The organism is Malikia spinosa (genome assembly GCF_002980625.1).
Taxonomy (GTDB): Bacteria; Pseudomonadota; Gammaproteobacteria; order Burkholderiales; family Burkholderiaceae_C; genus Malikia; species Malikia spinosa.
Genome location: NZ_PVLR01000005.1, coordinates 26,404 through 48,018, shown reverse-complemented (window position 1 = coordinate 48,018; position 21,615 = coordinate 26,404). Strand labels below are relative to the sequence as shown.

General features: G+C 66.5%; 17 protein-coding genes. 4 read left to right on the top strand and 13 right to left on the bottom strand.

The genetic code is table 11. From position 1 onward, the window contains the following. The first annotated feature begins 27 nt into the window (after positions 1–27). Complete coding sequence (locus C6P61_RS01280; RefSeq protein ID WP_105728113.1) at positions 28–981, top strand: N-carbamoyl-D-amino-acid hydrolase; 954 nt, start codon at positions 28–30, stop codon at positions 979–981. A gap of 41 nt (positions 982–1,022) precedes the next feature. Here C6P61_RS01280 and C6P61_RS01275 read toward each other — a convergent pair whose 3' ends face one another. The 7 genes from C6P61_RS01275 to C6P61_RS01245 form a co-directional block, all read right to left on the bottom strand. Then, positions 1,023–4,481, bottom strand: coding sequence for a pyruvate carboxylase (locus C6P61_RS01275; protein WP_105728112.1), 3,459 nt, complete (start codon positions 4,479–4,481; stop codon positions 1,023–1,025). Between the two features lie 58 nt (positions 4,482–4,539). Continuing rightward, on the bottom strand, positions 4,540–5,544 hold the full coding sequence (locus C6P61_RS01270) for a transketolase family protein (protein WP_105728111.1): 1,005 nt from the start codon (positions 5,542–5,544) through the stop codon (positions 4,540–4,542). After that, a complete protein-coding gene (locus C6P61_RS01265) occupies positions 5,541–6,395 on the bottom strand; it encodes a transketolase (RefSeq protein ID WP_105728110.1) in 855 nt (284 codons plus the stop codon). Before C6P61_RS01265 ends, C6P61_RS01270 begins: the two co-directional genes overlap by 4 nt. A 30-nt stretch (positions 6,396–6,425) precedes the next feature. After that, a complete protein-coding gene (locus C6P61_RS01260; RefSeq protein ID WP_105728109.1) occupies positions 6,426–7,685 on the bottom strand; it encodes a TRAP transporter large permease in 1,260 nt (419 codons plus the stop codon). Between the two features lie 30 nt (positions 7,686–7,715). After that, positions 7,716–8,231, bottom strand: coding sequence for a TRAP transporter small permease (locus tag C6P61_RS01255; RefSeq protein ID WP_105728108.1), 516 nt, complete (start codon positions 8,229–8,231; stop codon positions 7,716–7,718). A gap of 78 nt (positions 8,232–8,309) precedes the next feature. Beyond that, complete coding sequence (locus tag C6P61_RS01250; protein WP_105728107.1) at positions 8,310–9,296, bottom strand: TRAP transporter substrate-binding protein; 987 nt, start codon at positions 9,294–9,296, stop codon at positions 8,310–8,312. A 41-nt stretch (positions 9,297–9,337) separates the two neighbouring features. Beyond that, on the bottom strand, positions 9,338–10,087 hold the full coding sequence (locus C6P61_RS01245; protein WP_105728106.1) for an SDR family NAD(P)-dependent oxidoreductase: 750 nt from the start codon (positions 10,085–10,087) through the stop codon (positions 9,338–9,340). 192 nt (positions 10,088–10,279) lie between these two features. Between C6P61_RS01245 and C6P61_RS01240 the strand changes: the two genes are divergently transcribed. Together C6P61_RS01240 and C6P61_RS01235 are read left to right on the top strand one after the other, a co-directional pair. Continuing rightward, on the top strand, positions 10,280–11,164 hold the full coding sequence (locus C6P61_RS01240) for a LysR substrate-binding domain-containing protein (protein ID WP_105728105.1): 885 nt from the start codon (positions 10,280–10,282) through the stop codon (positions 11,162–11,164). A gap of 255 nt (positions 11,165–11,419) precedes the next feature. Further along, complete coding sequence (locus tag C6P61_RS01235; RefSeq protein ID WP_105728104.1) at positions 11,420–12,784, top strand: Fic family protein; 1,365 nt, start codon at positions 11,420–11,422, stop codon at positions 12,782–12,784. Here the strand turns inward: C6P61_RS01235 and C6P61_RS01230 are convergent. The 6 genes from C6P61_RS01230 to C6P61_RS01205 form a co-directional block, all read right to left on the bottom strand. Further along, positions 12,781–13,200, bottom strand: coding sequence for a DUF1810 domain-containing protein (locus tag C6P61_RS01230; protein ID WP_105728103.1), 420 nt, complete (start codon positions 13,198–13,200; stop codon positions 12,781–12,783). The two genes, C6P61_RS01235 and C6P61_RS01230, sit on opposite strands and share 4 nt — an antisense overlap. A gap of 4 nt (positions 13,201–13,204) precedes the next feature. Continuing rightward, the gene (recQ, locus tag C6P61_RS01225; protein WP_244908720.1) at positions 13,205–15,070 is read right to left on the bottom strand and encodes a DNA helicase RecQ; all 1,866 of its coding nucleotides are present in this window, start codon (positions 15,068–15,070) and stop codon (positions 13,205–13,207) included. After that, complete coding sequence (locus C6P61_RS01220; protein WP_105728102.1) at positions 15,067–16,197, bottom strand: magnesium transporter CorA family protein; 1,131 nt, start codon at positions 16,195–16,197, stop codon at positions 15,067–15,069. The genes recQ and C6P61_RS01220 overlap by 4 nt, the downstream gene beginning before the upstream one ends. 20 nt (positions 16,198–16,217) lie before the next feature. Continuing rightward, complete coding sequence (gene hemB / locus C6P61_RS01215) at positions 16,218–17,228, bottom strand: porphobilinogen synthase (protein WP_105728101.1); 1,011 nt, start codon at positions 17,226–17,228, stop codon at positions 16,218–16,220. A 43-nt stretch (positions 17,229–17,271) separates the two neighbouring features. Further along, positions 17,272–18,177, bottom strand: coding sequence for a cation diffusion facilitator family transporter (locus C6P61_RS01210; RefSeq protein ID WP_105728100.1), 906 nt, complete (start codon positions 18,175–18,177; stop codon positions 17,272–17,274). Positions 18,178–18,475: 298 nt separating this feature from the next. Beyond that, the gene (locus C6P61_RS01205) at positions 18,476–19,696 is read right to left on the bottom strand and encodes a polysaccharide pyruvyl transferase family protein (protein ID WP_170067302.1); all 1,221 of its coding nucleotides are present in this window, start codon (positions 19,694–19,696) and stop codon (positions 18,476–18,478) included. Between the two features lie 109 nt (positions 19,697–19,805). On the opposite strand from C6P61_RS01205, the gene C6P61_RS01200 reads away from it, so the two are divergent. Next, complete coding sequence (locus C6P61_RS01200) at positions 19,806–21,575, top strand: ATP-dependent nuclease (protein ID WP_105728098.1); 1,770 nt, start codon at positions 19,806–19,808, stop codon at positions 21,573–21,575. Positions 21,576–21,615 lie beyond the last annotated feature (40 nt).

The following is a 21,615-nucleotide window of genomic DNA, read 5'->3' as shown; positions in this document are numbered from 1 at the left end:
CTTATCCGAACCGACAGGAGAGATTGCATGTCCCGAATCGTGAACGTGGCGCTGGGCCAACTGGGCCCGGTGCAGCGCAGCGACACGCGCGAGCGCGTCGTCGCCAGGCTCTGCGAGATGATGCGCGAAGCGCACGCGCTGGGTGCCCACCTGATCGTCTACCCTGAGCTGGCACTGACCACCTTCTTCCCGCGCTGGTACCTCGAGGACGATGCCGAAATCGACAGCTTCTTCGAACGCGAGATGCCGAACACGGCGACGCAGCCACTGTTCGAGCTCTCGCGCCAGCTCGGGGTCGGTTTCTACCTCGGCTATGCCGAACTGGCCGACGAGGGCGGGATGCGCGTGCGCTACAACAGCTCCATCCTCGTGGACCGCGGCGGCCGCATCGTCGGCAAGTACCGCAAGGTGCACCTGCCGGGCCACGCCGAGCACGAGCCCTGGCGCCGCTTCCAGCACCTGGAGAAGCGCTACTTCACGCCGGGGCAGCGCTTCGGCGTCACCCAGGCCTTCGGCGGCACGATCGGCATGGCGATCTGCAACGACCGGCGCTGGGCCGAAACCTACCGCGTGATGGCGCTGCAGGGCGCCGAGATGGTGCTGATCGGCTACAACACGCCGGTGCATAACGCTCCCGCACCGCAGCACGACGACCTCTCGCTGTTCCACAACCAGCTCTCGCTGCAGGCCGGCGCCTACCAGAACGGCTGCTGGGTGGCGGGCGTGGCCAAGGGCGGACTGGAGGAAGGCGTGGACAGCATCGGCGGCAGCCTGCTCGTCGCGCCCTCGGGCGAGGTGGTGACGCGCTGCCTGAGCAAGGACGACGAGGTGGCGATCGCGCGCTGTGACCTCGACTTCTGCGCGGTCTACAAGCGCAGCACCTTCAACTTCGACCTGCACCGCCGACCCGAGGCCTACGGCCTGATCGTCGCGCGCAAGGGCGAGACGCTGGCGGCCGACGGCACGCTCTGGCGCGACTGAGCCTGCTGCTTGGCGCTGGGCTCGCCATCGCCCTTGCAGTTTCAGTCGCCCAGCTCCATCAACAGCGCCCTGGCCGGCACCGCATCGCCATGCCTGACATGGATCGCCTTGACCGTCGCCTCGCGCTCGGCCAGCACCAGGCTCTCCATCTTCATCGCCTCGATGCTGGCCAGCACATCGCCCTTGAGCACACGCTGGCCCGGCTTGACCGCCACCCGCGCCACCGTACCCGGCATCGGCGAGGCCACCTGGGCCGGGTTGCCCTCCTCGGCCTGGCGCAGCGCCTTGGCGCTGACCGCCGCGCCCAGCAGCGCCACCCGCGTCATGCGCGGCTGGCCGTTGAGCTCGAAGAACAGCCGGCATTGACCCGCATCGTCCTCTGGCGTGCGGCCCTCGAGGCGCAGGTGCAGCGTCTTGCCCTGGTCAATCGTGACCGCGATCTCCTCGTGGTCCTGCAGGCCGTAGAAATAGGCCGGGGTCGGGATCACGCTGACATCGCCGTACTGAGAGCGCTGACGGCTGTAGCTCTGGTAGACCTTGGGGTACATCAGGTAGGAGGCCAGCTGCTGATCGTTGACGGCGTGGCCGACGAGCTTTTGCGCCTGCTCGCGCGCGGCTTCCAGGTCCACGGCGGGCAGCTGCTCGCCCGGGCGGCCCGTCAGCGGGGCCTGGCCGCGCAGCACCTTCTGCTGCAATGCGGCCGGGAAGCCGTCCGCCGGGAAACCGAGCTCGCCACGCATCAGCTGCACCACCGACTCGGGGAAGGCGATGTCCTTGGCCGGATTGAGCACATCCTCCGGGCTCAGGTCGTTGGCGACCATGAACAGCGCCATGTCGCCCACCACCTTGGAAGTCGGCGTGACCTTGACGATGTCGCCAAACAGCCGGTTGACCTGGGCATAGGCCTCGGCCACCTCGGGCCAGCGCGGCTCCAGCCCCATGGAGCGGGCCTGTTCGCGCAGGTTGGTGTACTGGCCACCGGGCATCTCGTGGCGATAGACGTCCGAGGTGCCGCAGCGGATCTCGCTCTCGAACGGGGCGTAGTAGCGCCGTACCCCTTCCCAGTAGTGCGACAGACCGCGCAGGGCACTTTGATCGAGCTGGGTGTCGCGCGCCGAGCCTTCCAGGGCCGCGACGAGGCTGCCCAGGTTGGGCTGCGAGGTCAGGCCGCTCATGGCGTCCAGGGCGCCATCGACGATGTCGCAGCCGGCCTCGACGGCCGCCAGCACGCTGGCACCGGCCAGGCCGCTGGTGTCGTGGGTGTGGAAGTGGATCGGCAGCCCGGTTTCCTCCTTCAATGCCTTGACCAGCGCGCTGGCAGCACGCGGGCGGCAGATACCGGCCATGTCCTTGATCGCCAGCACATGGGCGCCGGCCTTCTCCAGCGCCTTGGCCATTCGGACGTAATAGGCCAGGTCGTACTTGCTGCGGCTCGGGTCGAACAGGTCGCCGGTGTAGCAGATGGCGGCCTCGCACAGCGCGCCGGTCTCGTTGACCGCGTCCATCGCCACCCGCATGTTGTCGACCGAATTGAGCGAGTCGAAGACGCGAAAGACGTCGATGCCGCCTTTCGCTGCCTGCTGCACGAAGAACTTGACCACGTTGTCGGGGTAGTTGGTGTAGCCCACCGCATTCGACGCGCGCAGCAGCATCTGCAGCAGCACATTGGGCACGGCCTGACGGATCTGCGCCAGGCGCTGCCAGGGGTCTTCACCCAGGAAGCGCATCGCCACGTCGAAGGTGGCGCCACCCCAGCATTCGAGCGAGAACAGTCCGGGCGCCAGGCGCGCGTAGTGCGGCGCGATCTCCAGCATGTCGTGGCTGCGCATGCGGGTCGCCAGCAGCGACTGGTGGGCGTCGCGCATGGTGGTGTCAGTCAACAGCACGCGCTGCTGCGCCTTGATCCACTGGGCGAAGGTGGCTGGACCCAAGGTCTTGAGCAGTTCTCGCGTGCCCGCCGGTGGCGGCTGGGTCAGGTCGCAGGCCGGCTTGATGGCGACGGGCAGCGGCAGGCTCGGCAGGCTGCGGCCCTTCATCTCGGGGTGGCCGTTGACGGTCACCTCGCCCAGGTACTTGAGCAGCTTGGTCGCGCGGTCGCGCCGGGGTGCGACCTTGAGCAGCTCGGGCGTCTGGTCGATGAAGCGGGTGGTGCACTCGCCGCTCCTGAACAGCGGGTGGTCGATCAGGTTCTCCAGGAAGGCCAGATTGGTCGCCACACCGCGGATGCGGAATTCGCGCAGCGAGCGGTCCATGCGCGCGATCGCGTCCTCGGCGCTCGTGCCCCAGGTGGTGACCTTGACCAGCAGGCTGTCGTAGTAGGGGGTGATGACCGCGCCCGAGTAGGCGGTGCCGCTGTCCAGGCGCACACCAAAGCCGCCGGTGGAGCGGTAGGTGGAGAGCTGCCCATGGTCGGGCACGAAGCCTTGCTCGGGGTCCTCGGTCGTAACGCGGCACTGCAAGGCATGGCCGCGCAGGTGGATGTCGTGCTGGACCGGCACGATAGCGCCTGCCACGCCGATCTCGGCGCCCTGGGTGATGGCGATCTGAGCCTTGACCAGATCGATGCCGGTGACCTGCTCGGTCACGGTGTGCTCGACCTGGATGCGCGGGTTGACCTCGATGAAGTAGAAGGCGCCACTGTCGGCATCCATCAGGAATTCGACCGTGCCGGCGTGGGTGTAGTTGACCGCGCGGCCCAGCTTCAACGCGGCTTCGCACAGCGCCTGGCGGGTGGCGGCGTCCAGGTAGGGCGCCGGGGCGCGTTCGACCACCTTCTGGTTGCGCCGCTGCACCGTGCAGTCGCGCTCGAACAGGTGCAACAGGTGACCATGGCAGTCGCCCAGCAACTGGACCTCGACATGGCGCGCGCGCTGCACCAGCTTTTCGAGGTAGATCTCGTCGTTGCCGAACGCCGCCAGCGCCTCGCTGCGCGCCACCGGCATCTGGGTCAGGAGCTCCTGCTCGCTCTGGATGATGCGCATGCCGCGCCCGCCCCCGCCCCAGCTGGCTTTGAGCATGACGGGGTAGCCGATCTCGGCCGCGGCAGCCAGTGCCTCGTCAGGATCACGCGACAGCGGCGGCGTCGCTGGCATCACCGGCACGCCGACCGACTGCGCCAGGTTGCGCGCCGCCACCTTGTTGCCCAGGGTGCGCATGACGTCGCCCCGGGGGCCGATGAAGGCAATGCCAGCGGCCTCACAGGCATCGGCGAAGTCGGGGTTCTCGGACAGGAAGCCGTAGCCCGGATGGATCGCATCGACCTTCGCTTCCTTGGCCACGCGGATGATCTCGGCGATATCGAGGTAGGCGGCGATCGGCTTCTGGCCGGCGCCCACCCGGTAGGCCTCGTCGGCCTTGAAGCGGTGCAGCGCGAAGCGGTCCTCGTGCGAGTAGACCGCCACCGTGCGCAGTCCCATCTCGGTCGCGGCCCGCATCACGCGGATCGCGATCTCGCCTCGGTTGGCCACCAAAACGGATTTCATCTTTGTCTTCCAGTCCATGTCATGTAGGAGAGGTGACCGCCGGCCGCATCAGCACTGGGTCGCCTCCGGGACAAGCTCAGCGCAACCAGTCCTTGATGCGCACCGCCAGCACATCGCGGCTGATGCCATAGCGATCATGCAGGGTCGGCAGCGCCCCCGCGTCCAGGAACTGGTCCGGCAGACCCGCCAGCTGGAAACCGGCCGGCTGCACCCTGTGGCGCAACAGCGTCGAGGCGACGGACTCGCCCAGGCCACCAATCACCGAGTGGTTTTCTGCCACCACGACCAGACGGGGCTTGTGGCCCACGGCAGCCACGATCGCCTGCTCGTCGAGCGGCTTGATGGTGGGGCAATGCAGCACGGCGACACCGATGTTGTCCTGCTCGAGCAACTTGGCCACCTCCAGCGCCCGCATGGTCATGATGCCGCTGGAAATCACCAGCACATCATTGCCCTCGCGCAGCATCTTGGCCTTGCCGAGCTCGAACTTGTAGTCGTATTCGTCCAGCACCAGGGGCACGCTGCCGCGGAGCAGGCGCATGTACACCGGGCCCTGGTGGGCGGCGATTTGCGGTACGGCCTGTTCGGTATCGAGCGCATCGCAGGGATCGATGATGGTCAGGCCGGGGATGCCGCGCATCATGGCCATGTCCTCGGTCGCCTGATGGCTGGGTCCGTAGCCGGTGGTCAGGCCGGGCAAGGCACAGCACATCTTGACGTTGAGGTTTTCCTCGGCAATCACCTGATGGATGAAGTCGTAGGCGCGGCGGGTGCCGAACACGGCATAGGTGGTCACGAAGGGCAGCAGGCCCTCCTTGGCCATGCCACCGGCCGCGCCCATCAGCAATTGCTCGGCCATGCCCATCTGGAAGTAGCGCTCGGGGTAGGCCTGGGCGAACAGGTGCAAGTCGGTGTACTTGCCCAGGTCGGCGGTCATACCGACGATCTCGGGCCGGCTGGCGGCCAGTTCGACCAGGGCCTTGCCGAAAGGCGCGGCTGTCACGCGCTGCCCTTCGCTGGCGATGGACGCGATCATGGCGGAGGTGGTGAGGCGGGGTTTCTTGGCTGCAACGGTGTTCATGCGACTGCTCCTGCGGGCTGCGATTGATCAAGGACAGCAAGGGCCTGCTGCCATTCGGACGGGTCCACGCGGATGAAGTGGTTCTTGTCGCGCGTTTCGAGGAAGGGCACGCCCTTGCCCATCAGCGTGTCGAACAGGATCACGCGCGGCTTGGCTTCGGTGAGCGCGCGGGCCCGGTCGAAGGCGGCCAGCACGGCCGCCAGGTCGTTGCCATCGACGCGCTGCACATGCCAGCCGAAGGCAGCCCATTTGTCAGCCAGCGGCTCGAAGCCCAGCACCTTGGTCGAGGGACCGTCGGCCTGCTGGTTGTTGATGTCGACCAGGCAGATCAGGTTGGACAGGCCGTGGTGGGCAGCCGACATGGCCGCCTCCCAGGTCGAGCCCTCGTCGAGCTCGCCATCGGACATCGAGTTGTAGACAAACGCCGGGTTTTGCTTGTGGCGCAGGCCCAGCGCCATGCCGACGGCAATCGGCAGGCCCTGGCCCAGCGATCCACCCGAGATCTCCATGCCCGGGGTATAGGTGACCATGCCCGACATGGGCAGGCGGCTGTCGTCGCTGCCGTAGGTCTCCAGCTCTTCTTCCGGAATGATCCTGGCCTCGATCAGCGCCGCATAGAAGGCGATGGCGTAGTGGCCGTGCGAGAGCAGGAAGCGGTCGCGACCTTCCCACTTGGGGTCTTGCGGCCTGAAGTTGAGCGCGTGACCGTAGGCCACGGCGAGTACGTCGGCCCAGCCCAGGGCCTGGCCGATATAGCCCTGGCCCTGGACTTCGCCCATGCGCAGCGCGTAGCGGCGGATGCGGTGGGCGCACTGCGCGAGCGCAGGCAATTGGTCGGCGGATGAAGTCATGCAAATGCTCCTGAAGGAAAACGGGGGCGCTCAGCGCAGGATGGAGGCTGGAACGTAGGACACCAGCGCAAGGACGAAGAAGGCCACGAGGTAGAAGGGACCCAGTTCGCGCACCGTCTGGCCGACCTTGACCTTGGCCAGCGCGCTGGTGATGAAGAGCGTGGTGCCGACCGGGGGCGTGTACAGCCCTACCGCCAGGTTCACCACCATCATGATTCCCAGCTGCACCGGGTCCATGCCAATGCCCTGTGCCAAGGGCAGGAACACCGGGGTCAGCAGCAGCACGGCGGCGGGCAGGTCGATGAACATGCCAAGCAGCAGCATCAGCAGGTTCATGATGAGGATCACGATCCAGTCCTGGTCCACGTTCTGCGTCACCCAGTTCGCCACTCCGGCGGGCATCTGGTCATAGGTAAGCAACCAGCCGATAGCGCTGGATGCCATGATCACCAGCAGCACCACGCCGGTGGCCAGGCCTGCGTGCACCACCGCATCGTTGAGTCGCTTGAGCGAGAGGTCGCGGTAGACCACGACGGACACGGCTGCGGCGTAGAGCGTGGACAGCACCGCGACCTCGGTCGGGGTGGCGATGCCAAAGCGCAGGAACACCACGATCAGCACCGGCAGCAGCAGGGCGGGCAACGCGTACAGCAGATGGGTGCGGAACACGCTCCAGTCGATCGGTGTCGTGTCGCGCGGGAAGTTGCGGCGACGACCCACCCACCAGCACATGAACATGAAGCCGCCGCACATCAGCAGGCCAGGCAGGATGCCCGCCACGAACAGCGCCGCGATCGAGGCGTTGGCGGTCAGCGCAAACAGGATCATCGGGATCGACGGCGGGATCAGGATGTCGATGGTGGCGGCGGCAGCCAGCGTGGCGGCGGAAAAGGCTGGCGGATAGCCCAGCTTCTTGTGCCAGGGAATCAGCAGCGAGCCGATGGCCGAGGCATCGGCCACCGCCGAGCCCGACACGCCGCCAAACAGCGTCGACGACAGCACACCCACCTGGGCCGGGCCGCCGTGAAAGCGGCCGATCAGCGTCGACAGCACACCGACCAGCGCGGCACCGAGGCGACCGCCCATCATCAGCGAGCCCGTCAGCATGAAGAACGGGATCGCGATCAGTGGAAAGCTCTGCACCTGTGCCACCATCTGCTGCACCAGCAAGTCCAGCGGAACGCGGTCGGAGGAGGCAGCCGCGGCCATGGCGGCAACCAGCAACGCGTGGGCAATGGGCATGGCCAGCACGGCCGCCCCGAGAAAGACAAAAAGTATGAGGGCGCTCATGGCGTGTTCCTTTGCGTGGATGACATGGGCTTACCAGTGCGCTTCGGGCACGGCGGGTTCTTCACTGGGGTCATGCTCCACCGGCGTCGACAGCCAGGCGTTCCAGGCCGACTTCAGGGCCAGCAGGCTCAGCATCAGCAGCCCGCCCATGACGCAGCCGTAGGTCAGAGAGCCGGGCAGTTGCAGGATGGCCGACTTCTCGTCATGCACGATCTCCAGCATCTGGAAGGTGGACTTGGCCAGCGTGCCGTAGAGGGCGGCGACCACCAGCCAGGTGCCAATCGCCGTCCAGCGGCGCAACGCGGCCGGTACTGCGTCCATCAGGAAGCTGGTGGTGATATGGGCTCCATGTGCTGCGGCCAGCACCACGCCCGACATGACCAGCCAGGGAAACAACAGTTCAGGCACCTCGTTGGCCCACTGCAGGCTGCTGCCGGTGGCATAGCGCAGCATGGTGTTGACCACCAGGATCACGAAGATGACAGCCGTGCTGATCCACAGCAACAGGCGGCACAGACCGACGATGGCCCGTTCGATGAGGTTCATCGGGAAACTCCTTGGGCTGAATGCGCGCAGGCCCATTCAGCGGCTATGGGGAAGGACTGGCTCGATCGCTGCTGGCGATCAGCGCGCGGCGGCGATGACCTTCTTGAGGTAAGGCCCGATGGAAGTGGCCAGCCACTTGTCGTCCACGGCAGCAGTGGCCTTGGCAAAGGCGGCCTTGTCGACCGAAGTCACCTGCACGCCCCTGGCCTTGAGGTCGGCGAGCAGCTTGTCGTCGGCGTCCTGGGACATCTTGCGCTGCAGCGCCGTGGCCTCGGCAGCGGATTCGGTCACGGCCTTGCGGTCGACCTCGGACAGGCGGTCCCAGCTGCGCTTGCTCATCAGGAAGGGGGTCATCTGGAACATGTGGCTGGTCAGCGCCAGGTGCTTCTGCACTTCATAGAGCTTGCTGGCATGGAAGTTCACCAGGGGGTTCTCCTGACCGTCCACCACACCCTGCTGCAACGCCACGTACAACTCGGCAAACTTGATCTGCTGCGCCTCGGCACCCAAGGCCTGCATGATGTCGACCAGCACGGCGTCGGGCGGGGTGCGCATCTTCAGGCCCTTCATGTCCTCGACCTTGCTGATGGGGCGCTTGCTGTTGCTCATGTGGCGGATGCCGTTGTCCCAGTAGCCCAGCACCACCATGCCCTTGTCGGCCGACTTCTGCGCCAACTCCTGACCGAGGGGGCCGTCGAGCAGCTTGAAGGCCTGTGCGGGCGAGGAAAACAGGAACGGCATCCCGTAGGCTGCGTATTCCGGCACGGCGGAGGACACGGCACCCTGCGAGTTGGCCGTCATGTCCAGCGCACCGGTACGCAAGGCAGTCACCATGGCGGCATCGTCACCCAGCTGGGCCGAGGGAGCGACTTGCACCTCGATGCGTCCTGCGGTCTTTGCCTTGAGCAAGTCAGCGAACTTCACGGCAGCTTCGTGCCGTGGGTTGCCCGGCGCAGCTCCGTGGCCCAGCGTCAGCTTCATGGTCTGGGCCTGTGCCGCCAGGGGCAAGGCAGCCGCCAGGGCGGCGACGGCGAACAGCGTGCGGGTGAAGGTCTTGCGTTGCATGGTGTTGTCTCCTTTTATGTGATGGGGCAGGAAGAAAATTCTCAGTGGATCAGCATGCCGCCGTTGACGTCGAGCGTGATCCCGGTGCAGTAGCCTGAGAGGCCGCTGGCCAGGAACACACAAGCGCCAGCGATGTCATCGGCGCATCCCAGGCGAGCGAGCGGAATAGTTTCTGCGATCTCGGCCTTCTTTTCTTCGGTCAGCTTGCCCTTGATGATGTCGGTGCCGATCAGGCCGGGCGTGATGCAGTTGACCCGGATGTTCTCGGGGCCGAACTCGCGGGCCATGGCGCGGGCCAGGCCGAGCACGCCAGCCTTGGCCGCCGAGTAGTGCGGGCCGCCCAGGATGCCGCCGCCACGCTGCGCCGACACCGACGAGATGCAGATGATCGAGCCGCCTTGCTGCTGGCGCATGGCGGGCAACACCGCCTGCGACATGTACAGCGTGCCGCGCAGGCTGACGTCGAGAATGCGGTCGTAGTCGTTGCCCGTGATCTCCAGCGTCTTGACCGGCTGCGTGATGCCGGCGTTGTTCACCAGGGTGTCGACCCGGCCGAAGGCTTGCAGCACCGCCGCCACGGCGGCATCGCAGGACGCCTTGTCGGTCACGTCGGCCACCAGGCCGATGTGTTCCGGGCCCAGCTGGGCAGCGGCTCCAGCCGGGTCCGCGCGTTCCAGGTCGAGGATGGCGACCTTGGCACCTTGTGCGGCCATGAGGCGGGCGGTGGCGAATCCCAGGCCATTGAGGCCTGCACCGCCGGTGATGATGGCAACCTGGTCTTTGAGCAGCATGTCCGATGTCTCCTGTGTGTTGAACAAGCGCAGGAGACGCACGATCCCGATGGGGGACTGGTCTGTGCTGTGGCACCGAGGTGCCTGATCTCCTGTTCTGAGACCGGATTCTCAAAGCGGTTCAAGTTGATGACAAGCGATTTAATATCAGTGTAGGATGACGCTTTTTCATCTGAAGTCAGGGTTGACCCCATGCCCGCCTTGCCACCCATCAACAGCCTGCAGGCCTTCGAAGCCGTGGCACGCCGCCGAAGCTTCACGCTGGCAGCGGCGGAATTGCACCTCACCGCGTCAGCGATCAGCCACCAGATTGCACGCCTGGAGGCCATGCTGGACATTCGCCTGTTCGAGCGCAGCGCGCATGGGGTGCGGCTGAGCCCGGCGGGCGAGCATTACCTGCTGCATGTGGGGACGGCACTGACCGCCATCTCCGCCGCGACGGACGACCTGCGCCAGGGCATTCGCAACAGCCTGTATGTGCATTCGGCGCCCAGCATCGCCAGTCTGTGGCTGATGCCACGCCTGCACCGCTTCGCGCAGGCCTATCCCGACATCTCGCTGAACCTGTCGGCGGCCCATACACCCAGCGATTTCGCGCTTGGCCAGGCAGACATCGACATTCGCTACGGAGTCCCGCAATGGGGGGGCCTGGTGGTCGAGCCCTTGTTCGAGGAGTCCATCGTGCCGCTGGCCAGCCCGGCCTTCATCAAGCAGCACAAGCTCAAGCGGGTCGAGCAACTGCTGGAACTGCCGTTGATCCAGAGCAATGTGAGCGTGGTGCAGTGGTCGGACTGGTTCGGCCGCTTCACGCGGCTGCACGCGCCGGAGCGGTTTCCTGTGCGGTTCGACCGGGCCCAGATGTCGCTCGACGCAGCGACCCAGGGCCTGGGCGTGGCGCTGGAAAGCGCGGTGAACGCGGGCGGGCACCTGGCCGAGGGCAAGCTCAAGGCGGTGTTCGGCCTGGAGCAGGGGATACGCGTGAAGGCGCATTTTGCCGTCTATCCGGAGCGCCACGCCAAGCGGCCGGCCGTCGAGGCATTCCTGTCATGGCTGCACGGCGAAGCGGCCAAGACCTGACTCCTGGCCGGCTCGCGCAGCTACCTTCTCAGCCCTGCACCACCCGCAGCACCTCGGCCCCATAGGCCTCGGGCAAGAGCCACTCGACCCCGAGGGCTGGCTGGAACAGCTCGAGGCCGAGCACCGGCTCAAGCCCGAGGTCAGGGAGCGGCGCAGCATGGGATTCACGGGCTGAGGCCGGAATTCAAGCGGTGACTGATGGCGCGATTTCATGAACTGCGCCAGAATCGCGCCAATTCTTGTGGAAACTGCGCCATGACCGATACACCGGACCTTTATGCCTCCCTGGCTGCACAGGCGGCAGGCCTGAGCCTGACAGAGCTGCAGATGCTGCATCCACAAATGGCCAGGCGAACGCTGCAGCGCCGGATCGAAGCCTTGCTGCATGCCGGCCGGATCGAAGCCCGGGGCATGGGTCGGGCCAGGCGTTACGTCGCCTTGGCCGCTACACCAGCCGGCACCTCGGCCATGCCACGCGATGACTGGACGACGCTCATCCCCCTGTCCGAGGACAGCCGTGACATCCTTTCCTACATCGACCAGCCACTGATGGCACGCAAGCCGGTCGGCTACCAGCGAGACTTCCTGGACCGCTACGAACCCAACAGCAGCTTCTACCTGCCGCTATCGCTGCGCCAGCAGCTGCACCGGCTCGGGCGCACCGCCCAGCTCAACCAACCGGCAGGCACCTACAGCCGCTCGATCCTGAACCGGCTGCTGATCGATCTGTCCTGGGCCTCGTCGCAACTGGAGGGCAACACCTATTCGCGGCTGGACACGCTCGAACTGATCGAGCATGGCCGCGTCGCCCAGGGCAAGGGCGCGATCGAGACGCAGATGATCCTCAACCACAAGGCAGCGATCGAGCTGCTGGTAGAGAACATCGCCACGGTCGGTTTCGACCGCTACACGCTGATGAACCTGCACGCCGCGCTGGCCGAAAACCTGCTGCCCAACCCTGCAGACGAGGGCCGAGTCAGGCGGCACGCGGTCGATATCGGTCTGAGCGTCTACCGCCCGCTGTCGGTACCGACCCAGATCGAGGATGCGCTGGACGTCCTGCTGGACAAGGCTGATCGCATCGAGGATCCGTTCGAGCAGGCCTTCTTCGTCATGGTGCAGCTGCCCTATCTGCAGCCCTTTGCCGACATCAACAAGCGCTGCTCGCGGCTGGCGGCCAACCTGCCGCTGTTCCGCGCCAACCTGTGCCCGCTGACCTTCCTCGACGTACCCGAGCAGGCCTACAGCCGGGCCATGCTGGGAGTTTATGAAATGACCCGGATCGAACTGCTGCGCGACCTGTTCGTCTGGGCCTACGAGCGCTCGACCCAGGAATACCTGGCCATACGCCAGCAACTGGCCGAGCCAGACCCGCTGCGTCTGCGCTGGCGCGACCTGATCAAGTCAGCGGTGCGCGAGGTGGTTACGTCACCACAGGCCGATGCAATGGAACTGATCGAACAGGCCACGGCGCAAGCCAGCGTGCCCGATGCGGAACTGGGCGATCTGCGCGCGCTGATCGTCGATGAACTGCGCCGCCTGCACGAGGGCGTACTGGCACGCTACGGCCTGCGCCCTTCGCAGTTCGAGGGCTGGAAAGCGCGCCGGCCTGTAGGCTAGGCCAGCACCCCGACCGTCACCGGATCGGGCTCGCCGCCATAGAACCGTTCGAGCGCCTGCCGAAACTCCGGGTGCGACCCGGCCAGGTCAAACAACGTCATGCAGGAGCGGAACTTGAGGTCGTCGGGCGAGCCGAAGATCGCGTGCGCGCTCCGGTCACCATGCGCCAGCACGGCGCGGGTGCATTCCAGCAGGCTCGGCCCCAGCACCGGATGTGCAAGATAGCGCCGCGCGTGCTCCAGATCCTCGATGCCGTAGAAGCGGGCCGTCGCGCTACGCCCGAGCGCGCCTAGCTGCGGGAAGACGAACCACATCCAGTGGCTTTCCTTGTAGCCGGCTTGCAGCTCGGCCAGCACGCCGTCGATGACCGGCGCCTGGGCGGTGAGGAAGCGGGCGAGGTCGGGCTGGGCATCCATGGCTTCAGCCCTGCACCACCCGCAACACCTCGGCCCCATAGGCCTCGAGCTTCTTCTGCCCCAGGCCGGATATGCCCTCCAGCTCGGCCAGGCGCTGCGGCTGCAGCTCGGCGATCGCGCGCAGCGTCGCATCGTGGAAGATCATGAAAGGCGGCAGGTTGTGCTCGCGCGCGACCTGGGCCCGCCAGGCCTTGAGCGCGGCCAGCGTCTCGCGCGCCGCCAGCGTCAGATTGGCCTCGGCGGTGACCACGCGCTGGCGCGCCGCGCTGCGGCTGCGCGCGGGCGCGGCGCTCTGCACCCGCACGAACACCTGGTCCTCGCCCTTGAGGATGGCGCGCGCGGCCTCGCCCAGGCGCAGGGTGTTGAAATGCTCGGCATCGACCCGGATCGCCTCGCGCGCGATCAGCTGGCGCGCGATGCTGCGCCACTCGCTCTCACCCAGGTCGGCGCCGATGCCGAAGGTACTCAGGGTGGCATGACCATGCTGCTCGACCTTCTCTGAGCGCTTGCCGCGCAGGATGTCGATCAGGTGGCCGGCGCCGAAGGACGCGCCGCCGGCCTGCTGCACGCGGTAGATGCAGGACAGCAGCTTGCGCGCGGCCTCGGTCGCGTTCCAGGTCTGCGGCGGCTGCAGGCAGTTGTCGCAGTTGCCGCAGGGCTGGGACTTCTCGCCGAAATAGGCCAACAGGCGCACGCGGCGGCAGTCGGTCGCCTCGGCCAGCGCCAGCAGCGCTTCGAGCTTGCCGCGCAGCACCTGCTTGAATTCCTCGGCCGCCGGGCTCTCGTCGATCATGCGGCGCTGGTTGACCACGTCCTGCAGGCCGTAGGCCATCCAGGCATCGGCCGGCTCGCCGTCGCGGCCGGCGCGTCCGGTCTCCTGGTAATAGCCCTCGATGTTCTTCGGCATGTCGACATGGGCCACGAAGCGCACGTCGGGCTTGTCAATGCCCATGCCGAAGGCCACCGTCGCGACCATGATGATGCCCTCCTCGCGCAGGAAGCGGTCCTGGTGCCGCTGGCGGGTCGCCTGCTCCAGGCCGGCGTGATAGGGCAGCGCGTTGAAGCCGGCCGCCGCGAGCTGGGCCGCGACATCCTCGACCTTGCGCCGCGACTGGCAATAGACCACGCCGGCGTCATGCCCGCTGGCGCCCATGTGCTCGTGGCGGATGAAGCGCTGCAGCTGCTGCAGGCTGTCCTTCTTCTCGACAATCGTGTAGCGGATGTTGGGCCGGTCGAAGCTGGAGACGAAATGGCGCGCCTCCTCCAGCCGCAGGTGATGCACGATGTCGGCGCGCGTCAATTCATCGGCAGTCGCGGTCAGCGCGACGCGCGGCACGTCGGGGAAGCGCTCGTGCAAGGTGGCCAAACCGCGGTAGTCGGGCCGGAAATCGTGGCCCCACTGGCTCACGCAATGCGCCTCGTCGATCGCGAACAGGCTCAGCAGGCCGCGCTCGTGCAGTGCCTGCAGCTGCGCCATGAAGCGCGAAGTGGTCAGGCGCTCGGGCGCGGCGTAGAGCAAGGTGATCTCGCCGCGCTGCAGCTGGCGCTCGATCTCGGCCGCCCGCTCCGGGCTCAGGCTGGAGTTGAGGTAGGCCGCGCTGACGCCGGCTTCCAGCAGCGCGCCGACCTGGTCGTGCATCAGCGCAATCAGCGGCGACACCACGATCGTCACGCCCTGCCCCGCGCGCTGGCGCAGGATCGCCGGCACCTGGTAGCACAGCGACTTGCCGCCGCCAGTCGGCATCAGCACCAGCGCGTCGCCGCCAGCGGCCACCTGCTCGACGATGTCGGCCTGCGGGCCACGGAAAGCCGAATAACCGAAGACTTCGCGCAGGACTTCCAGAGCGGCAGAGGACAGGTCGGTGCTCAAGTACGGTGCTCCAGGAAGCGCTTGCGCCAGAAATAGAAAACCAGGCTGACGGCGATCACCACCATCGCGGTCATCGCCCACCAGAAGCCCGCCTGCAGATGCAGCAGCGGGATGAAGTCGAAGTTCATGCCGAAGATGCCCGCGATCAGGTTCAGCGGCAGGAAGATCGCGGTCAGCACCGTCAGGATGCGCATGATCTCGTTGGTGCGATGGCCCTGGGCGTTGAAATGCATCTGGACCGCGACCTCGGCGCTCTGCTCGAGGCGGCGCACGTGGTGCACCACGCGCTCGATATGCTCGAGCACGTCGCGGCTGCGCACCTTGAGCAGTTCATGGGCGCGCTGGTCGAGCGGCGTCGACGCCTCGGGCCAGCTGTCGAGCGCCTCGATCCAGTCCTGGATCGCGCTGCGCTGGTCCTCGCAGATCTCGTCGAGCTGGTGCAGCGCCAGCCGGACCTGCAGCAGGCTGCTCCAGTTGTGGAAGCGGGACTTCGGGTTCAGCAGCTCGGCCTGCCAGTGATCGAGCTGGCGCGTCAGCTCGCGCCGCAGCTCGAGGTAGCCGTCCACCATCTGGTTGACCAGGCGCAGCATCAGGTCGCCGCTGCTGCTGGGCATGAAGCGCACGGCCGCGCTGCGCCCGGGCTCGGTGAACTCGGCATGGCCGTTGGCCGTCAGGGCCAGCAGGCGGGCGGCATAGCTGTCGCGCACGGCGCAATCGGTCGGATGCACGGTCAGCAGCAGCTGGTCGAACAGCGCGAAGCCGACCGGACTGGTGTCGATGCGGCGCAGCACTGGCGGGCCGCCGCGGCGCGGCAGGTGCTCGAGCGACGGGCTGTAGGGTTCGGCCTCGATGTCGCTGCGACCCTGGGCCAGCCGGCGGAACACCAGCAGGTCGTACTGCGCGGTGTAGTCGTAATGCGACGGCAGCTGGTTGTTGAGCAGGTCGGACAGGTGCAGGTCAACCAGCGCGCTGCCGCACAGCTGCTGCAGACAGGCCTGGACCTCGGCCTGCTGCGCCTCGAACTCGCGCCGCCCGAGCGCGATCCAGAGAAACCCGCTCTCCGGCAGCGCCGTCGGCAGGACGGCGCTTTCACGGATGCTGAGCTCGGCGAGGTGGAAGACGCGCATCGGACCGGGGCGCTGCGGCTTCAGCCCTGCTGGCGCAGCAGGCGGGCAGCGTCGCGGGCGAAATAGGTCAGCACGCCGTCGGCACCGGCACGCTTGAAGGCCAGCAGCGACTCCATCATGACGGCGTCATGGTCGAGCCAGCCGTTCTGCGCCGCGGCCTTGAGCATCGCGTATTCGCCGCTGACCTGGTAGGCGAAGGTCGGCGCCTTGAACTCTTCCTTGACCCGGCGCACCACGTCGAGGTAAGGCATGCCGGGCTTGACCATCACCATGTCGGCACCCTCGGCCAGGTCGAGCGCGACCTCGCGCAGCGCCTCGTCGGTGTTGCCCGGGTCCATCTGGTAGACCTTCTTGTCGGCCTTGCCGAGGTTGGCGGACGAACCGACCGCGTCACGGAACGGGCCGTAGAAGGCCGAGGCGTACTTGGCGCTGTAGGCCATGATGCGGGTGTGGACATGGCCGTGAGCTTCGAGCGCCTGGCGGATCGCGCCGATGCGGCCGTCCATCATGTCGGACGGCGCAACGATGTCGACACCGGCGGCGGCCTGGGCCAGCGCCTGGCGCACCAGCACCTCGACCGTGGCATCGTTGATGATGTAGTTCTGGCCATCAAGCAGGCCATCCTGGCCATGGCTGGTGTAGGGATCGAGCGCGACGTCGGTCATGATGCCGAGTTCCGGCAGCTCGGCCTTCAGGCGGGCCACCACGCGCGGGATCAGGCCGTCGGGGTTCCAGGCCTCGGAGCCATCGGGGGTCTTGAGCGCCGGGTCGATCACCGGGAACAGCGCCATCACCGGGATGCCCAGCTCCACGCATTCACGCGCCACCGGCAGCAGCAGGTCCAGGCTCAGGCGCTCGACGCCGGGCATCGAGGCCACGGCCTCGCGCCGGCCCTCGCCCTCGAGCACGAATACCGGGTAGATCAGGTCATGCGTGGTCAGGTGGTGCTCGCGCACCAGGTTGCGGGTGAAGACGTCACGCCGCAGGCGACGCGGACGCGACAGGGGATAGGGGGCGATGTGGGTGCTCATGGCGGGTATTGTGGCAAATCTACTGTTCGGGTCCGACAAGGAATCAGACCGGGTCGACATGGGTCAGGATATTGAGCACCGGATGCTGCGCCAGCACGCGCGCATGGACGGCCTCGGCGATCTCGTGGCCCTGGCGCACGCTGAGGTCGCCGTCGATCTCGAGGTGCACGTCGACCAGGATCAGGTCGCCGGTCTTGCGCGTGCGCAGGTCATGCACGCCGAGCACGCCCGGGGTGGCAAGGATATCGCTGGCGATCGCCTGCATCTCCTGCTCGGAGGCCGCATGATCGGTCAGGTCGTTGAGCGCTTTCCAGAGGAATTCCCAGCCCATCTTGAGCACCATCAGGCTGACGATCAGTGCCGCGATAGGGTCGAGCAGGCCGTAGCCCAGCAGGTTGCCACCGATGCCGAGCGCGACCACCAGCGAGGAAGCGGCGTCCGAGCGCGAATGCCAGGCATTGACCTCGAGCAGGCTGGAGCGCAGGCGCCTGGCGACCGCCAGCAGATAGCGGAACAGCCCTTCCTTGGCCACCAGCGTGAACAGCGCGACCCAGAGCGCAAGCCGGTCCACCTGGGGAATCGCCGCCGGCGCGAGCAGCTTGACGCCGGCCGACCACAGCATGCCGACGCCGACGGCCAGCAGCAGGGCACCGACCACCAGCGAGGCGGCGTTCTCGTAGCGCTGATGGCCGTAGGGGTGATCGGCATCGGGCGCCTTGCGGCTGTACTGGATCGCCAGCAGCACGACGAAGTCGGACAGCAGGTCGGACAGCGAATGGATGCCGTCGGCCACCAGCGCCTGCGAAGCCGCGAACAGGCCCACCACCACCTGGGCCAGGGTCAGCACCAGGTTGACCGCCACGCTGACCCAGGTGCTGCGCTGGGCCTCGCGCCCGCTTTCGGGCTGGCCCTGGCCTGCACCCGGTTGCTGCCACTCTTTCGCTTCCATACGACGCCCTTCTTCTTTCCGACCTGCCGGCACGGACTGCCTTGCAGGCGCCCATGCATCCGGCCTGTATCTTAAGTATGCGCCCGTGACAGGACGATGCCGCGCCGCGCCCTGCCCAGCAGGGCCTGGCCCAATCAGGCCTGCAGGCGGCATCGATCATCGATCATCGATCATCGAGTCAACCAGAATCTTTACGTAAAAATATTACGTCAATAAATAACTTTGTTGTTGATGGCCGATTGTCAGGCCGGTTGATCAGGGCCTGGATTGTCATTTTTCTGTCGCTCACGAAGGGGTTTCAAGGGTCCCGGTCCGGCCCTGAAAACCCCTCTGCCAGGCCCAGACTGGCCAGGCCGGCCCGGCAGGCGGCACTCAGACTTTGGGCCTGGCGCTGTAGCGCACCGACGTCCGCTGCGAGCGCCTGTAACAGGGCATCAGCCAGGCCGGCGGGCAAGACGCAGGTCGGCAAACCCGGCAGCTCCCAGCTGTCGAGATAGGCCGCCAGCTTGCGGGATTGCCCGCTGGCGCCGGGCGGCACCAGGCTCAGGCGCGGCAGCCCAAAGGCAGTAGCGACGATGCGGGCATGCAGGCTGCTCGCGACGCAGGCGCGGCTACCGGCGATCAGCGCGCAGATGTCCCACAGCCGGGCCGACTCCATGAGGCGCAGCGGCAGGGCTGGCAGCCTGGCCGCCAGGCGCTGCAGCGTCGCGGGGTTGTCGTGCCAGGGCGCCAGGCCGGCGCAGAACAGCACCAGCCCCATGCCGGTGGCGGCCAGCAGCGCCTGCAACTGGGCCGCGAGCGCGTCGAGACAGGCATCGTCGGCGAATTCAGGGCCGAGCTGCAGCGCCAGGTAACCCGACGGGAAAGCCGCTTGGCAGACGGCAGGCTCGCCGGCTTCGGCGCGCTGGCGGATCTGCCGGCCGAACAGGTGGGCGACTAACACCGCCGGGTCGGGCAGCAGGCGGGCCATGATGCCGGCCTGGGCCAGGGTCGCCAGCGTGATGCGGTCGCGCACCGAGACGAAGGACGCCGCGCGCAGCGCGGCCAGCACCTCGGCACGCAGACCTTCAGGCGCCTGCGCCAGCCCGACGCCGCCAACACCGGCGAAAGCGGTGCGGCGTAACCCGGGCAGACGCACGGGGGAGGCGACATAGGGCGCCAGCGCGCCACCCGTGCGGCTTTTGATCCAGTCCTCGCGCTCAGCGGCACGCGGCGCCAGATAGGCGATCACGGCTTGCGCCTGTTCCGGTGCCAGCAGCATGACGGCGGCCTGCCAGGCGCTGCAGTCGAGGATCTCGCCGCCGACATGCAGCAGGTCGGGCGGGCGCGGCGCGAGTTCGGCCAGCAGCTCCGGCAAGGCCCGCACGGCAAAGCCGTCCCAGTGCCGCAGGTCACGCTCGGCGAGGCCGGCGCAATGCAGCTCGCGTCCGGGCAGCAGCGCAGCTGCGACCTGCGCCAGCAGCAGGTCGCCGAAATTGTGGCGGTCGAAGGCGCCGAACAGGATCAGTGGGTTTGGCATGGTCATCGCTCATTGAGTCAATGCATCCGATCTGCAACTGCTGGCTGTGGCAAGCATGACCCGCCAGGCGCGACATTCACCGACATAAAAGTCGTGTTAGCTTAGCGTGATGATCACCCAACTGAAGCTACGCAACTTCAAGAGCATTGGCGAGCAAAGCTATCCCTTCACCGACTTCGATCTGCTGGTGGGGCGCAACAACAGCGGCAAGAGCACGGTCTTGCAAGCGCTCGCGATCTGGCAGTTCTGCGTCGATGAATTTGACCGCAACCCGCGCAGCAGCGGCAACAAGGGCATCCAGATCGTGCTGCCCAACTTCACCGCCTTGCCGGTGCCGGAATTCAACCTGCTGTGGAAGGACAGGACCGACCGCGCCTACCCCACCGACGAAGCCGGTGTGAAACGACAACAGTTCATCCTGATCGAGATCATCGTGGAGTGGAAGACCGCGGGCGGCGGCAGCGAATCGTTCGGCCTTGAGTTGCGCTACCACTCACCGCAAACCCTCTACGCCATCCCGATCGGGGGCTGGAAGACGTTTCGCGATTGCCAAGCCAAGGGGAAGCTACCCCGCATTGCCTACGTCCCGCCCTTCTCCGGCCTGGAGCCGGCCGAGAAATGGCTGGACAAGGCCCCCATTCGCCAGCAGGTGGGCAAGGGACAGCCAGGCAGCGTGCTGCGCAATCTGTTGCTGCAGGTATGGCGTCCGCCTGTGGACAGCGGTGTCAACCCGATGCCGCCCCCGCCTGTCCGGCGTGCAGTCGCTCCAGCAGACTGGGCTGAACTGGTCGCCGTGGTCAAACGCTGGTTTGCTGTCGATCTGCTGCCACCCCGCTACGACTCGGCCAAGGATGTCTACATCGGGGTGGAATACAAGCAGAACGGCAAGACCTACGACCTGATCTCGGGTGGCAGCGGTTTTCACCAGACCATGACCCTGCTGGCCTTCCTGTATGGCTACCAGCCCAGCACCATACTGCTCGACGAACCTGATGCGCACTTGCACGTCAACCTGCAGCGGGAGTTGCTCGACTATTTCAAGAGGAAATCCGCCGAGAAAGGCGTCCAGTTCCTGATCGCCACCCACGCCGAGGAATTCGCCAAGGGGGTTGATGCCAGGCAGATCTTGTCGCTGCTGCGGCAAAAACCCTCCCGGATCGACTCCACCCCAGCCATGCTGCGGGCCATGGCCGATGTCTCGAACGAGGAAATCACCCGCCTGATGGGTTCCCCCTACATCGTCTACATCGAAGGCGAAAGCGACGAACGCCTGCTGCGCGGCTGGGCCGAACAGTGCCATGCCTTGCCGGTGATGGACCGGCTGTGCTTCAAGGTCATGGGCGGCGGCAACAAGCACGAAATGCGGCGCCAGGCCGATGAGCATTTCATTGCCTTGAGTCAGATCGTGCCAGGCGTCAAGCGGCTGATGCTGTTCGACTACGATGATGCCGAGAAGGCCTTTCACCCGCCGGAAAGTAATCCGGCCATCGTGGAGTGGAAGCGCAAGAACATAGAGAACTACCTGCTGGTCCCCACGGCCTGGCAGCGTGTGGCGCTGCAGCTCATGGAAAGCAGCGGGGAAGACCCGTTGGCCCAAGCCGTGCTGGCCAGCATCGATCAGTTCTTTTCCGATCAGAACCTGACGCTGGCACCTGGCAAGACATGGCGCAACGTCAGCGCCAACATCTTCGCCGTGGTCGATGGCAAGCGCATTCTGTTCGAGAACGACGACTCCTTGTTCCATGGCCTGCGCCAGGGTCCAGCAAAGCTGGAACTGCTGCGCGAACGCGTGGCTGCAGCCATGACGACTGACGAAATCCATGACGATGTGCACCGCTTTTTCGCCAAGCTGGTGGCGATGGTGCAGGACCCATCATGAAAAAACGGCGCCCCGCAGGGCGCCGTCTCATTCCACTTCA

What these genes read in the sequence shown, in the direction of transcription:
- C6P61_RS01255 (WP_105728108.1), bottom strand. Translation starts at nt 8,231, where the DNA reads ATGAACCTCATCGAACGGGCCATCGTCGGTCTGTGCCGCCTGTTGCTG.
- C6P61_RS01260 (WP_105728109.1), bottom strand. Translation starts at nt 7,685, where the DNA reads ATGAGCGCCCTCATACTTTTTGTCTTTCTCGGGGCGGCCGTGCTGGCC.
- C6P61_RS01240 (WP_105728105.1), top strand. Translation starts at nt 10,280, where the DNA reads ATGCCCGCCTTGCCACCCATCAACAGCCTGCAGGCCTTCGAAGCCGTG.
- C6P61_RS01275 (WP_105728112.1), bottom strand. Translation starts at nt 4,481, where the DNA reads ATGGACTGGAAGACAAAGATGAAATCCGTTTTGGTGGCCAACCGAGGC.
- C6P61_RS01245 (WP_105728106.1), bottom strand. Translation starts at nt 10,087, where the DNA reads ATGCTGCTCAAAGACCAGGTTGCCATCATCACCGGCGGTGCAGGCCTC.
- C6P61_RS01250 (WP_105728107.1), bottom strand. Translation starts at nt 9,296, where the DNA reads ATGCAACGCAAGACCTTCACCCGCACGCTGTTCGCCGTCGCCGCCCTG.
- C6P61_RS01280 (WP_105728113.1), top strand. Translation starts at nt 28, where the DNA reads ATGTCCCGAATCGTGAACGTGGCGCTGGGCCAACTGGGCCCGGTGCAG.
- C6P61_RS01230 (WP_105728103.1), bottom strand. Translation starts at nt 13,200, where the DNA reads ATGGATGCCCAGCCCGACCTCGCCCGCTTCCTCACCGCCCAGGCGCCG.
- C6P61_RS01205 (WP_170067302.1), bottom strand. Translation starts at nt 19,696, where the DNA reads ATGCCAAACCCACTGATCCTGTTCGGCGCCTTCGACCGCCACAATTTC.
- C6P61_RS01220 (WP_105728102.1), bottom strand. Translation starts at nt 16,197, where the DNA reads ATGCGCGTCTTCCACCTCGCCGAGCTCAGCATCCGTGAAAGCGCCGTC.
- C6P61_RS01235 (WP_105728104.1), top strand. Translation starts at nt 11,420, where the DNA reads ATGACCGATACACCGGACCTTTATGCCTCCCTGGCTGCACAGGCGGCA.
- C6P61_RS01200 (WP_105728098.1), top strand. Translation starts at nt 19,806, where the DNA reads ATGATCACCCAACTGAAGCTACGCAACTTCAAGAGCATTGGCGAGCAA.
- C6P61_RS01210 (WP_105728100.1), bottom strand. Translation starts at nt 18,177, where the DNA reads ATGGAAGCGAAAGAGTGGCAGCAACCGGGTGCAGGCCAGGGCCAGCCC.
- C6P61_RS01265 (WP_105728110.1), bottom strand. Translation starts at nt 6,395, where the DNA reads ATGACTTCATCCGCCGACCAATTGCCTGCGCTCGCGCAGTGCGCCCAC.
- C6P61_RS01270 (WP_105728111.1), bottom strand. Translation starts at nt 5,544, where the DNA reads ATGAACACCGTTGCAGCCAAGAAACCCCGCCTCACCACCTCCGCCATG.
- hemB (WP_105728101.1), bottom strand. Translation starts at nt 17,228, where the DNA reads ATGAGCACCCACATCGCCCCCTATCCCCTGTCGCGTCCGCGTCGCCTG.